The 13636-nt window shown below is 61.6% G+C and carries 10 protein-coding genes; 7 read left to right on the top strand and 3 right to left on the bottom strand.

Translation table 11 applies throughout. From position 1 onward, the window contains the following. Positions 1 to 121 precede the first annotated feature (121 nt). The 7 genes from pepN (at position 122) to HWX48_RS05825 (ending at position 6730) form a co-directional block, all read left to right on the top strand. On the top strand, positions 122 to 2749 hold the full coding sequence (pepN, locus tag HWX48_RS05855) for an aminopeptidase N (protein WP_175955536.1): 2628 nt from the start codon (positions 122 to 124) through the stop codon (positions 2747 to 2749). Continuing rightward, entirely contained in the window at positions 2746 to 3579 is an 834-nt protein-coding gene (locus tag HWX48_RS05850) for a DUF881 domain-containing protein (RefSeq protein ID WP_175955534.1), read from the top strand. Before pepN ends, HWX48_RS05850 begins: the two co-directional genes overlap by 4 nt. Before the next feature lie 14 nt (positions 3580 to 3593). Further along, complete coding sequence (locus HWX48_RS05845; RefSeq protein WP_124867527.1) at positions 3594 to 3926, top strand: small basic family protein; 333 nt, start codon at positions 3594 to 3596, stop codon at positions 3924 to 3926. A gap of 276 nt (positions 3927 to 4202) precedes the next feature. Continuing rightward, the gene (locus HWX48_RS05840; protein ID WP_175955532.1) at positions 4203 to 4751 is read left to right on the top strand and encodes a DUF881 domain-containing protein; all 549 of its coding nucleotides are present in this window, start codon (positions 4203 to 4205) and stop codon (positions 4749 to 4751) included. 91 nt (positions 4752 to 4842) lie between these two features. After that, on the top strand, positions 4843 to 5274 hold the full coding sequence (locus tag HWX48_RS05835; RefSeq protein WP_175955530.1) for an FHA domain-containing protein: 432 nt from the start codon (positions 4843 to 4845) through the stop codon (positions 5272 to 5274). Continuing rightward, positions 5271 to 6047 carry a MerR family transcriptional regulator gene (locus tag HWX48_RS05830; RefSeq protein WP_175955528.1) on the top strand — a complete coding sequence of 259 codons (777 nt, stop codon included), beginning with the start codon at positions 5271 to 5273 and terminating at the stop codon, positions 6045 to 6047. The genes HWX48_RS05835 and HWX48_RS05830 overlap by 4 nt, the downstream gene beginning before the upstream one ends. A gap of 122 nt (positions 6048 to 6169) precedes the next feature. Continuing rightward, positions 6170 to 6730: a MerR family transcriptional regulator gene (locus tag HWX48_RS05825; protein ID WP_175955526.1), complete on the top strand. Its 561-nt coding sequence runs from the start codon at positions 6170 to 6172 to the stop codon at positions 6728 to 6730. A 15-nt stretch (positions 6731 to 6745) separates the two neighbouring features. Here HWX48_RS05825 and HWX48_RS05820 read toward each other — a convergent pair whose 3' ends face one another. Genes HWX48_RS05820 through HWX48_RS05810 form a run of 3 tightly spaced genes read right to left on the bottom strand, consistent with a single transcriptional unit; the run spans position 6746 to position 13569 of the window. After that, positions 6746 to 9298: a hypothetical protein gene (locus tag HWX48_RS05820; RefSeq protein ID WP_175955524.1), complete on the bottom strand. Its 2553-nt coding sequence runs from the start codon at positions 9296 to 9298 to the stop codon at positions 6746 to 6748. After that, on the bottom strand, positions 9295 to 12000 hold the full coding sequence (locus tag HWX48_RS05815; protein ID WP_175955522.1) for an MMPL family transporter: 2706 nt from the start codon (positions 11998 to 12000) through the stop codon (positions 9295 to 9297). Before HWX48_RS05815 ends, HWX48_RS05820 begins: the two co-directional genes overlap by 4 nt. An 18-nt stretch (positions 12001 to 12018) precedes the next feature. Beyond that, entirely contained in the window at positions 12019 to 13569 is a 1551-nt protein-coding gene (locus HWX48_RS05810; RefSeq protein ID WP_175955520.1) for an Hsp70 family protein, read from the bottom strand. Between the last annotated feature and the right edge of the window lie 67 nt (positions 13570 to 13636).

Here is a 13636-nt window from a genome sequence, read left to right as displayed (position 1 = left end):
GCCAAATCCAGGGGATGTCGGATTCGCCGCATTCTGCGCCCCGACCGTAAGAAGGAGTGCGGCGACACTCCCCGCATTCCTTCCCTCGGGCAGGCGATGGTGGGGGTCTTAGAATTGAGGCATGTACTCATTGACGCGCCACGATGCTCTGACCCGTTCTGCTGATCTGACCCTGTCGGCAATGGATGTTCATGTCGACCTTTCGGCAGCGGCAGATCCTCAGGTTAATGACTACGCCGTCACATCCACCCTCTCTTTCGCCACCGCCAGCGGACAGACCTTCATCGACCTCAAGGGATCAGTGGAGAGTGTCACCGTCAACGGCAAGGCTCACCCTTTCACCCATGATGGCGCACGGCTGGACCTCCATGGCCTGCCCGCCAACGAGCCTCTCAGCGTCACGGTCAACGCTCGCTGCCTTTTTTCCCGAACTGGCGAAGGATTGCACCGCTACCACGATCCTGAGGATCAGCGCGTCTACCTCTACACCCAGTTTGAACCCAATGATGCCCACCGCGCGTGGCCCTGTTTTGACCAGCCGGATCTGAAAGCCACCTGGACTTTCCACGTCACCGCACCCTCCGACTGGACCGTCACCTCCAACGGCGCCCTCGTGGACATAGAGCAGATGGGGGAGGGGAGCACATGCCACCACTTCTCCACCACGCCCCCTCTTTCGAGCTACATCACCGCCATCGTCGCCGGACAGTGGAGCGTCGTCGAGGGCGGCGCCTGGAACCCATCAGCCGAGGCCCTCGCGGCCTGCCCCGAGGCCGAGGGGCTCTTGATCCCCCTGCGCCTCATGTGTCGGCAAGCCCTGGCTCGCTTCATGGACGCCGATGACATCCTTTCCGTCACCCGCGCTGGCCTGGACTACTTCCACCAGCACTATCAAGTGGCCTATCCCTGGGGCACCTACGACCAGATTTTCGTCCCCGAATACAACCTTGGCGCCATGGAAAACCCCGGTTGCGTCACCTTCACAGAGAGCTTCCTTTCGCGAGACACGCCCACTTTCGCTGATCGTCAAAAACGCGCGAACGTGATCTTGCACGAGATGTGCCACATGTGGTTCGGTGACCTTGTTACCCCACGCTGGTGGGATGACCTGTGGCTCAAGGAGTCCTTCGCTGACAATCAGGGCACGATGGCGGCCGCCGAGGCCACCCCCTACGTCGGAGAGTGGGCTGCCTTCGCTATCGCGCGCAAAGCCTGGGCCTACCAGCAAGACCTCTACCCGACGACTCACCCGATTGCCGCCGACATTCCCGACGTGGATGCGGCGAAAAACAACTTCGATGGTATTACCTACGCCAAGGGAGCCTCCGTCCTCAAACAACTGGTGGCCTGGGTGGGGAGGGATGTCTTCTTCTCCGCTGCGACGCGTTACTTTCGCTCGCACGCTTTCGCTTCAACGACCCTGCATGACCTATTGGAGGCGCTGGGAGCAGAACTTGGGCAGGACTTACGCGAGTGGGAGCGCCTGTGGTTGCACACCACTGGCCCCTCATCCTTGGCGGCCACCTGGGAGGAAGGCCCAGAGGGTCAGGTCCGCAACTTCACTCTCACTCAGGGATCAACGCCCGGAACGGAACTGGTCCTACGCCCCCACGATGTCATTGTCTCTACTTGGTCCCTGCGTGACAGTGCTGCTGGCGTGAAGGAACTCGTGCGCACCCACCGTTTCCCCGTTCGCATTGATGGGCGCAGCGCCCTCATTGATACCGACGCTATCCTTGACCGGCCCGGGGCGATTGCGGATTGCGACCTCGTTGTCGTCAACGACGAGGATCTGACCTACGCGGTTGCCCGCCTTGATGAGCACTCCACAGACACTGCCCTGGCTGCCATCGGCGCCTGCCCGCAGCCCCTCACTCGCGCGGTGGTGTGGGCCTCCCTGTGGATGGCCGTGCGAGATGGTCTCCTCCATCCGCGCCGCTACGTGGAGGCTGTGCTCACCCACGCTCCTCACGAAAGCGAAGAGGCCGTCCTCGTGCGCCTCCTCCAAACGGTCGCCACTGCGATCTCTGCCTTCCTCCCGGCCTCCCAGCGCCCTGAGGCCCAAGCCGCAGTCGCTCAACGCAGCTACGAAGTCCTCGGTACGCCAATCAGTGAGGATAAGGCCAGGCAGTGGGCCTACGCCTTGCTCACAGCCTTCCGCGGGATGCCCCCAGAAGAGGAGGCCTTCATCCCAGAGGTTCAGGCCATTGCCGAGGGCCGCTCATCCCGCGTGCCCGCTGGCGCGGACCTCGAATGGACGGCGCGCCTCGCCCTCGCCGCCCGTGGCCTGACCACCCGCGAAGCACTCGACACCTGGCTTCACGATGCGCACACCGGTGAAGCGGAAGTCCACCATCGGCGTGCTCTCAGCGCCCTCCCCACAGCCCAGATACGGGCGAGCGCCTGGCAGGAAGTCCTCACCGGAGTGCTCTCCAATGACCACCTCAGTGCCACCCTTGAGGGCCTTAGCGTCTCACAATGGGAGGGCGATGAGCTGACAGCAGCTTTCTTCGAGTCACTCGACACGTTCTGGACATCCCATTCGATCGGCATGGGTATCCGCTTCGTCCACGGCGCCTTCCCTCGTTTTGTGGACGCGCAGACCAGCGCGCACTCCAGTGAACTCCTCGCAGCAGCCCAGCAGTGGCTAAAGGATCACGCTGACGCCCCAGACGCCCTCAAGCGCCTCATTGTCGAACACATTGACGACGTTGAACGCGCATTACGAGTGCAAGAGACGACGCTATGACGACCACGCCCCCTGAGGAGCAGACGCAGAAAGATGCTCCCCCTCGTGACCCGGCAGCGTCAATGTCACTACTCACGCAGATTCTCTTCAACCCTCTCGACGCGGGCTACCACTCCTACGGGTCAGAAAAAAGCCCCACGACTGCCGTCCAGAAGATCATCGTCATCGCTCTGGCACTCGCCCTCGGCTTCGTGTCGATCACGGCGGTGAAGAATCTCCGCGCCCCCACACGATTCGACGTTGAGGCAAGCTTGCTCACACAAGTGCAGGAACGCACAGAGGTCGTCAATACCCTCGACAGTGAAAACGAGCAGATTAACGCCAAGATCGCCGCCGAGACCCACAACCTCACGCCGGGCAACAACGAACTCTCCGCCGCGACCGCCCTCGCTACCGCCCAAAAAGCCGTACAGGGTAAAGGTTTGCGCGTCACCCTCAATGACGCTCCCTCAACCGCCATCGAAACCTCCACCCCTCGCCAGACGGGCAAGGTACGCGACCACGACCTCCGAATGGTCGTCAACGCACTCTGGTCAGCCGGAGCGGAGGCCATGAGCATCAATGGCATCCGCCTGGGACCGGGCTCTTTTATCCGCACAGCAGGTTCTTCAGTGCTTGTCAACGTCAAGCCAGTTCACGCCCCCTATATCGTGGAGGCCATCGGTGATCCCACCGAACTGTCGGTATCCCTCGTTCGCGGGGCGAGCGGAGATTACCTCTCCAGCGTGGAATCCTTGCAAGGTATTCAAATCACCACGCAGTCGGTCGAAGAACTTACCATGGAGGGACGCGACGCCCGCCCCCTCCGCCACACCACCCCTGTTCAATAGTTGAGGAGTCACTGATGATCGCAGTTCTGGGCCTCATCGCCGGTATTGTTGCAGGCATCCTGCTTGACCCCACCATCCCCGTGTGGATGCAACCCTTCCTGCCCGTCGCAGTGGTGGCCGGCCTCGATGCTCTCTTCGGTGCCGCCCGCGCTTGGCTTGAGGACGTCTTCTCCGACAGGGTCTTCATCATGTCCTTCTTCTGGAATGTCGTCATCGCCTGCCTCCTGGTCTTTCTTGGCACCCAGCTGGGCGTGGGTTCAGCAATGACGACGGCCGTCGTCGTCGTCCTCGGCATCCGTATTTTCTCCAATACAGCCTCCATCCGCCGACTGATCTTTAAGGCGTGACATGAGTACTTCCCCCACCCCCACGCCCCCCATGCCCGACAGCGGAAGCGAGACAGGGGCAGCTGAGGAACACCCTGCGCAGTCGACGAACAAGAACATGCCGCTGAACACCCCGGACTCTCGACCCATCGGCCGCAGACTCTGGATGGCCTTCATTTCAGCCCCCCGTGGTATCCACGTCTGCTCATCATCTTTTTCTCCTTGGGTTTTGCCCTTGCCAGTCAGGTCATTTCCCAGCGCTCTGACCCACTCGAATCGCTCACTCAAGAAGATCTCGTGGTCCTTCTTGAGGAGTTAACTTCGAAGGAGGAGGCCCTCCGCGCGGAGAGGGCGCAGCTCTTGTCTGAACTGTCAGAGTTGGAAGACGAAGCCACTCAGCGGCAAGCAGCTCTTGACGCGGCGATTAAGGCCCGTGAACTCGCTGAAATTAATGCCGCGCTCGTGCCTGTTGAGGGCCCGGGCGTTGTGATGACAGTCCTTGACCAGCACAAGGCACTCAGCACGACGAATTTCGTCATGACCCTAGGCGAATTGCGCAATGCCGGCGCAGAAGCGGTGGCTTTGAATGGTGTGCGCCTGACGATGCGCTCATCTTTTACCTCTGATGCCAATGGCGTGTACCTGGATGGGAAGCCGTTGACCTCGCCCTTCCGCTGGGAGGTCATCGGCGAGCCCGACACGATTGCCACTGCCTTGGAAATTCAGGCGGGTTCGGCAGCCCAGATGCGTGCAAAGGGCGCAGAGGTCACTATTCGGCGGGAAAATACCGTGACGATCAGTCCAGTTGCGCAGGCAATTGAGCCACGCTGGGCGAAAGTACAGTAGCCTAGTGTTTCTTCATTCACGCTGACGCGCAGAATAAAAAAACGTAAGCTTGAACCTGATGTCGAAGGTCACCTAGAGGGAGGAAAGTGACATGGATGCGCAGCAGGAGTTTGACCCCACGGCCACCTCAGTCTTCTCGCTATCAAGCCCGGAAGAGGAGGTTACCGGTCCGCTGCCCTTGTCGGTTCGCGATCAGGAAGCCGTTAACGCTCTTCCTGAGGGCTCGGCATTGCTGATTGTCCAACGTGGCCCAAACACCGGCGCACGCTTCCTTCTCGCTCCCGACGTGACTAATGCGGGCCGTTCCCCCAAGTCTGATATTTTCCTTGATGACGTGACAGTGTCGCGCAAACACTGCCAGTTCCTCGCCCACGAGGGCGGCCACATCGTGCGTGATTCGGGTTCTCTGAACGGCACTTACGTCAATCGGGAGCGCGTTGACCAGGTGAAGCTGCAGGCCGGCGACGAGGTACAGATCGGCAAGTACCGCCTGACCTACCAGCCCTCTCCTCACAGCGCATGAGTGCGGCACGTGATCTGAATGCCGGTTCTCGGGTAGTCGTTGAGGCTGGGGGAGTGGCTGAAAAAGGCCCTTGGCCGCGTGGTGTAAGCCGAGACCCCTCCCTGGCGATCGGCTTCGTAGCTGAGGAATTGAAAAAGGAATTCCCGGCGCTGACGGTATCGAAGATCCGTTTTCTTGAAACCGAGGGTCTGGTGATTCCGGCTCGCACAGGTTCGGGGTATCGGAAGTATTCTCAGGCAGATGTCGAGAGGCTGCGTTTCATTCTCAGCCGACAGCGGGATTCCTACCTTCCCCTGCGGGTTATTGGCGATGAGCTCGCTGCACTTGATGCTGGCCATGACATTGAGGTCGCTCCTGTGGCGCGGGTCGTTACCTCCGACGGGAAGGTCGTCACCCCGCAGAATCGTGCCTACATTCCTGCTCGCGACCTGTCTGATCTGACTGGAGCGGATCTTGAGACTCTGGAGGAATACACGCGCCTGGGCCTCATCACCCCGGATATGGCGGGGTATTTCCCCACCCGCAGCGTGCATGTGGTGGCGCTGATCCGCCAGCTCGAGGCTGAGGGCGTGGATCCTCGTCTTTTGCGCAGCGTTCGGCACTCGGCTGAACGTGCTGCCGACCTCGTTGATCAGCTGGTTGACGCCCAACGTGCTCGAGGACGCAGCGGGGATAAGGAAAAGGCTGCGGCGCGTGCGACGGATCTGGGGGAGTTGTTCGCCAATCTGCATCGTGAGATGTTACGCACTGCCCTTTCGGGGCTTCACCACTAAAAACCAACCTTCAATCTCAACTTGAGGTTGAGGCACGCCGTCAATGTCGTTGACCGCCAACCATTTCACGCCTAGCGTTATACCAGTAGTTCTTGACCACACATTATCCGCAAGGAGTCGCCATGAGTGCACAGCTTGAGCACCCTGCTGCTGAGCGTCAGGCCATGCTATTTGGCGATCCGCTTGAAGGCATTGACGACGAAGCCATGGGATACCGCGGCCCCGTCGCCTGCTCAGCTGCTGGTATTACCTACCGTCAGCTCGACTACTGGGCACGCACCGGCTTGCTCCAACCCTCCATCCGCGCAGCACGCGGCTCCGGTTCGCAACGCCTCTACTCCTTCAAAGACATTCTCGTGCTCAAGATCGTCAAGAAGCTCCTCGACGCTGGTGTTTCCTTGCAGCAGGTCCGCTCCGCTGTCAGCCAGCTGCATGATCGCGGCGTTGACGACCTTGCCTCCATCACCCTCATGAGCGATGGCGCCTCCGTCTACGAATGCACCTCCACCGACGAGGTCATCGACCTCCTCCAGGGTGGTCAAGGTGTTTTCGGTATTGCCGTGGGCCGCGTGTGGCGCGAGATTGAAGGCTCCCTGGCCGAGCTGCCCATTGAACACGCGGACGCACCAGTCATGATCGATGAGCTCGCAGAGCGTCGCCGCCTCCGCCGCTCCGTATCCTAAAATCTTCTCGCCTAGCTACTGGGCACGATGACGCAGCGCTTCCAGAAGCGCTGCGTCATCATTTTCTGTGCGATAGCGCGCCACGTTCACAATCGAGACGATTACTGCAGCGCACGCCCACAGAAGCACAAGGATCAGTGCCCCCAGCCACGTGGACACGCCCTCGTGGAAGTAGGCCGCATGAAAGCTCCGCACAAGGGCTCCCAGAGGCGTGAGGGCAAACCAGTGTCCGCCAGCGGCGCCGCCGTGAAAGACGGGACTGGTCACCAGGGGAATGAGTTGGACGCTGAGGGCCACCATCACGACTCCCGGGCCATTGCGCGGGCCAGAGAGGGCCAGCATCCCCTGATGAATGGCAAGGATGGCGGCAACGCCCAGGGCAACAGTGATGGTTGAGGCAAGAGCTGTCCACAGCCAGGACATGCCTTGAGAGTCCGCATGTGAAGGGCCAATACCCCACAGGACCAACAGAGACACCACGGACAGGGCTGCTCCAATGAGCATGGGGCCTCGCAGTGAATGAATCGTCACTTGGGCGGCTGTGATCGGACGGCTGAGCTGCGTCTGGCTAAAGGGCGACGTGCGCAGGAGGGTCACAGCCCCCACCACCCACATGATGATCACCAGAGTGGCAATCTGCGCCCCGTGGACGGCTTCCTCCGACCAGCGTCCTGTGTTGTCGGTAGATCTCTGGCCCTCCGATTGAATGGGAGAGAGGGTAACCTGCAGGATTTGGGCACGTTGCGCTGGCGAGTATCGGGGGATTGCCTCGGCTCCCTCAGCAAGGCCTTGTGCTAGTTGCCCAGCACCGTCATCAAGCCTGCGCAGCCCATCTGCGGCGCGTCCGCTACCGGAGCGGAGCTGTTGTCCGCCGTCGCTTAGTGCGCGCGCTCCAGCGTGAGCCTGGGCGAGGCCCACGCGATACTGCCCGACCCCCTCGTCGAAGATGCGCGCACCATCATGGGCGCGCAAGAGTCCGTCAGCCAGTTGTGCGGCACCGCCAGAAAGATGACTATCGCTGACGAGGCGCCCGAATCGGTCCCTTCCACTCACTCCGATCGTGAGTTCTTCGACACCATCGCGCAGTTGGGTGACACCTTGGGCGAGCCCAGGGCGCTTTGAAGTTCCGGCCACGCCTTGGGCGAGACGTTCTGCGCCATCGGCGAGTTGGCGGGTACCGTCCCGGAGTGCATCGACCTGAGCGAAGAGCCCCTGAGGACCGTGAATGAGGCCATCAATGCCCCCATTGGCGTCAAGGAAGTCTTGGGCGTGGCGGATACTGTCGAGGAATTCGGGTGTGCCAGTCTGGGCGAGGAAGTCTTCGAGTGCGCGGCGTGACTGTTGATGTACCTGGGGCAGGGTGTCGAGTTGTGGGCCGAGGAGATCGAAAAGTTCCTTCACCTGCGCGCAAAACTCTGGCTGATCAGCGGGGCATGCCTCGATGAGGGCTTGCATCCGTTCTTTGATGAGCGCGATTGCCTCGGGTGAATCAACGATGCCTGCGCCCGCGTTAAGGGCATCAAGGGCCGCTTGAGCCAGGGCCCTTGCGTGTTCAAGGGCTTTGACAAGATCAACACTGGTATTCCCCAAAGCACCCGGCGGCGGCAGGATCTTGCGCAGGGGATCAACAAGGGCGCTCATCTGCTCAATGCCGTCAGCAAGCTGGCGATTACCGTCAGCGAGCTGGCGGGTTCCCTGAACCAGGCCTAGGCTGTCCTCCGTTCCGATGACCCCATCAGTGAGGGCGTTGACGCCGGACATGAGGCCAGGCTGGCTACTGCTCCCGGTGAGCCCTACGGCCAGTTCGTTCATACCGGAGGCGAGCTCTTGGGCTCCCTGAGCCAGTTGTCCAAGCCCGCGCGCAAGCTCGGTACTACCGGCATTGAGCTGCCCGGCTCCTCCGTCAAGCTCAGCGATACCTGCGCTGAAGCGTTCGAGCCCGTCAGAAAGCTCTGCGGAGCCGGAGTGGAGCTGCTCAATGCCGCGCGCGGCTTGGGTCGTGCCGCCGGCAAGTTCAACAGCACCATCGCGGGCCTGTTCCATTCCATCTTTCATCCTGTCTAAGCCGCCATAGATGCCCTCAAGGAGGCCCTCATTGAGGCTCCTTCCCAAGGAGGCCCTGGCGCTTTCGTCGATATAACGGGCGAGGGCGTGAGTGTGCTGAGCAAGGCTTTCTCGGATACGTAGCTCGACCTGAGCCTGGCGTGCCTGCGGCGTACCGAAGGTCGCGAGGTTGGTGGAGAACTCTGCGGGGATCAGTACTAACGCGTCCAAGGTGCCCTCGTCGAAACGCTGCGTTGCGCTGTCGATGGAGAGGAGTTCTATCTCGGCGCCCGAATGCTCGTGGGTATCGAGGAGGGCGGCGCTGAGTTGACGGCCGAAGGGGATGAATTGTCGTTCTCCTGAGGGCAGGGTGACCTCTGCACCGGTGTCGGCGTTGACGACGCCAACTTTCAGGGTGGGGCCGTTGACCTCGAGGAGGAGCAGCGGCAGAAGGCAGACGATGAGGAGAGGGATGAGTATGCGGGCAGCGCGGGCGAAGCGACGCGGGGAGGGGGAGTTGCTCATGGGATGACCTCCTGAGTGCGCGCAGCGTTTTGAGACGGGTGTGTCCGTACTTCGAGGGTGAGGGTGCGGGTGGTGATGCCAGGAGGAGGGTCCACGAGGGGGCCGAGGATGAGGCAGCCGCCGCGGCCGGCGCTGGCCTCGTGGAGTCTGAGGACTTCCTCGTCACTCAGGGGCGTATCAACGGCAAGGCAGGGGAGGGTGGTTTTCCTGTGGATGTCTTTGACGACGAGGTCGGCGCTGGTGGTGTCGTAGATGAATCCAGTGCGTTGGCGTGTGGGGGAGTATCGGGCGCCGGGTGGTGTGAGGTTCGTGAGGAGGTGACCTCTGCGTGGTCGCGTTATTCCTGAGAGGATCCTGATCACTTCGCGGGCGAGCAGGGGAGTGGCTTGGATGCGGACGCATTCTCCTGCGTGGATCTGGAAGTCCTTGAGGGGAAGAGCAGGGGTGGCATGGCTGCTGATGACGATACCTTGTGCGAGAAGCAGGGGAGGGTTTTCAGGGCTGTCAGAGCTGGCCAGCCACGGTGTGCCTGCGTACTCGTCGCCGTGGGAGAGGTGGGGCAGGTAGCGAGAGAGAAACTGGGGGCACCACCAGGCGGCTTCACCAATGAGGGTGAGGAGGGCGGGGATCGCGGTCATGCGGATGAGGAAGGCGTCAACGGCGACGCCCACGGCAAGGCCAAGGGCGATAGGTTGGACGTAGAAGGAGCCGTGGGGAATGAAGCCGACGAAGACGGCGATCATGATGATGGCGGCAGCGGTGACGACATTTCCTGAGTGACGCATCCCGTGGATGATGGATTCACGCGGACGGGCACCCTTGAGCCATTCTTCCTGGATGGCTGTGACGACAAAGACCTGGTAGTCCATTGCCAGGCCGAAGAGTACGCCGATGACCATGATCGGCATGAAGCAGATGACGGCTCCGGTTTGGCCAATGAGAAGGGCGTTGTTGAGGGGTTCCCAGGTGAAGGCTGCTGCGGTGACGCCAAAGGCTGCGCCGACGGAGAGAAGGTATCCGACCGCTGCACTGAGGGGCACCCAGATGGAGTGAAAGACAAGGGTGAGGATCACGAGGGCGAGGGCGACGACGACAATGCTGAAGGGGAGGAGGGCTGCGCTTAGTCTGTTGGTGATGTCAATCTGAGCGGCGGTCAGTCCGGTGACGCGGATAGCGTCGATGCCGTATGTGTCGTGCCATTGCTCTGCGTGGGCGCGCAGTGCCTTCACGGTGTGGGCAGTGGCGGGGTCGGTGGATGAGGTGGTGGGGATGACGACGAGGATGCCAAGGTCGGCGTTCCTATTGGGGGTGGCCAGTTGGATGGAGGCGACGCCGGGCACGGCCTCGACAGTTGTGGCCCATTGCTCCATGAGTGCGAGGGGATCGGTCGAGTGGATAATGTCGCCGATGACGAGCAGGGGAGCGTTCGCGCCTGGCCCGAAGGCGTCTTCAACGGCGTCGTAGGTGTCGCGGGCGTGGGTGCCGGGAGGTTCCACGCCGTTGTCGGGCAGGGTGAGCGCCAGGAGTGGCGCTGGGAGTGCGAGGGCGATAACGGTGACGAGGACACCTAGGAGGGCGAGGATCGGGTGCGCGGTGACGCGTTGAGCCCAGCGCTGGGGCAGGGTTGGGTTTCGGGTTTTGTCCTTGTTGTTGTCAGCGCCGTCTTCTTGGCGGGTGTGAGTGCCGCGTCGGCGGGGGAGGACACGTTCTCCGAGGAGGGCGAGCAGGGCGGGAAGTGCGGTGATGGCGCTGATTGCTGCGATGACGACGCCACCTGCTGCGCTCACTCCCATGGTGGTGAGGAAGGGGATGCCTGTGACGGCTAGTGCGCACAGGGCAATAATGACGGTCATCGCGGCGTAGACGACGGCGCTTCCGGCTGTGGCGGTGGCCAGTGGGATGGAGAGGTGGCAGGGTAGGCCTGCGCGCATCTGGCGTTGGTGGCGGGGCACGATAAAAAGGGCGTAGTCGATACCGACGGCGAGGGTGATCATGACGGCCAGGGTGGGGGTTGTGGTGGAAATGTCGGCCCATAGTGCCATGAGGACGATAATGCCGACGATGCCTGCGGTTCCGAAGAAGGCGGTCAGTAGTGGGGTGAGGGCGGCGGGAAGGCGTCGGAGTGTCACCATGAGGGCAATGAATGCCACGCCCACTCCGATTACTTCCATGAGGCTGAGGGGGACGGAGGTGGTTTGGTAGATCTGTCCACCTGGTTGGGCGCTGATCCCTGCGGGGGCGAGGGTGGCGGCTTCTTCGAGGAGGCGCCTGGCGTTGGCATCGATATTGTTGATGCTGAAGGGGAATTGAATATTGACGAGGGCGTGGCGATCGTCGTCTGAGACCGCAGGGGAGCGGAGGAAGTCGGACCAGGGGTCGGTGACCTGTGTGCCTTCGGGCAGGGTGGGGGTGATGGTCTCGAGGTAGCGCGCGATGGCATTACGCTGGGTGTCAATCGCCTCACCGTCTGCACTGGTCAGCAGCAGTTGGCCGGAGGTGCCATTCATTTCCGGGAAGCGTTGGGCAAGGGTGTCGAGGCCGTCTTGTGCTTCAGTTCCGGGGATGGCGAAGTCATTGGACAGTTGGGGGCCAGTCCATGCGATATAGCCGAAGATGGCGAGGAGGGTGGCAACCCAGCTGAGCAGCACGGCGTGGGCTCTGTGAGCGCAGAGCCTCCCCAGATCACTCAGCCATTGAGTCATCCTTCCATTGTGGACCTCTTAGACGCGCGATGCCAGGGAATGGGTGAGTACGTAGCCTGTGGAGAGGTCGGTGATGGTGACGGTGACGATGCCGTTGGCGTCAACACTGTAGCGTTCTTGGCACATGACGCCAATATCCATGTGTCGGACGGGGTGTGAGGCCAGTTCGGCGGCGCTGAGGCCTTGGAGGGTGGCGTCGAAGGGGAAGAGGACCTCGTCGAGGGGGAGGACTTCTCCGCGAGGGGTGCCATCCTCATCAACAGAGGAATATTCAACAAATCGGAAGCATCCGATATTATGAACGGCTTTATAGCTACGCGTCACCGTCGCCCCACTTGATCCTTCAATCCGCAGATCGCGGGGGAGGAGAGGGTCGAAAGAGACTTCCGCACCCGAGTGACGCTCTCGGAAGACACCCACGCCACGGGAGAGACGATCAACGAGGGCATAGGGCGAGTCAGGGTCTGAAGCGATGGCCAGGCCAATAGCGGTGGAGGCGCTTGAGTGCGGAGAGCGGTGGACACGTCTGCCGTAGGTCGTCCGAAGGACGCGGCTGACGATGGGGAGCTGGGAGGCTCCGCCGACGACGTAGAGACCGGCGACGTCCTCGCCAAGGGGCATGGCATCGTCGCCGTCTTGGGCGAGAAGGGGTTCCATCGTGGCGAGGGTGGATTCGATGAGGGGGACGCAACGTTCGTAGTAGTCCCCGGCAGCGATGGTCACCGGCGGGCATTCCCAAGACGAAGGCAGGGAAATGGTGATCCATCGCGTTTGGGGGACAAGGCTTTCCTTGGCGAGTCGGCACTCGTCGACAAGTGCGTTCCATTCTTCTGAGGCGATGGTCTCGGGGGCGAGGGTGCGTCCTGTGGCTTCACTGGCATGCTTGAGAGCCAGGAGAGCGAGGACCTCGTCAAAGTCATCGCCGCCGAGCAGATTATCGCCATAGGAGGCGAGGACTTCGTGAGAGGTCCCATCAACAGCGACAAGGGAGGCATCGAAAGTGCCTCCACCGAGGTCATAGACGAGGACGCGCGTGCGCCGCGAGTTAATGGTGCCGCTGTGACGATGGGTGTATTCAAGGCCAGCGGCGGAGGGCTCATTGAGCATGAAAAGGGGAGTGAAACCGCCAAGTTTGGCCGCTTCGAGGGTGAAGAAGCGCTGGGCAGAATGGGCATGGGCAGGGACGCCGATGACGGCTTCGAGGGGCTCAGACAGCGGCACTGGTGCCACCGTTGAGGCCTGGCGGAGGCGGTCTGCGACGTAGGTGAAGAATCCGCGAAGGACATCGAGAAGGAGGATTGTACGTCCGCCTACTTCAATAGTGTCGCGGCCGCTGAGCGCCGGGGAGGATAGGAGGCGCTTCATGGAGCGCAGGGCGGGCGCGCCGACGCTGATGGCAGCTTCAGCTTCAAAGCCGTAGACAAGGTCATCACCGTCGAGGGCGATGAGGGTGGGGATGTGATCGCGCAGGTCGCCGTCGCAGTCGTGGAATGAGACCGTGGGGAAGTTCCCGCGGTCAACGATGCTGATAGCCGTGCGGGTGGTTCCGAAGTCAATGCCGAGTCTCATGGTGCAACCATATCGGGTGGGGAGGATTCCTTCAGCTTATCTGACATAATGCGCATTATCGGATAAC

Origin of the sequence: Schaalia sp. Marseille-Q2122 (assembly GCF_903645355.1) — a bacterium.
Taxonomy (GTDB): domain Bacteria; phylum Actinomycetota; class Actinomycetes; order Actinomycetales; family Actinomycetaceae; genus Pauljensenia.
This window is presented reverse-complemented; position numbering and strand designations above follow the sequence as displayed.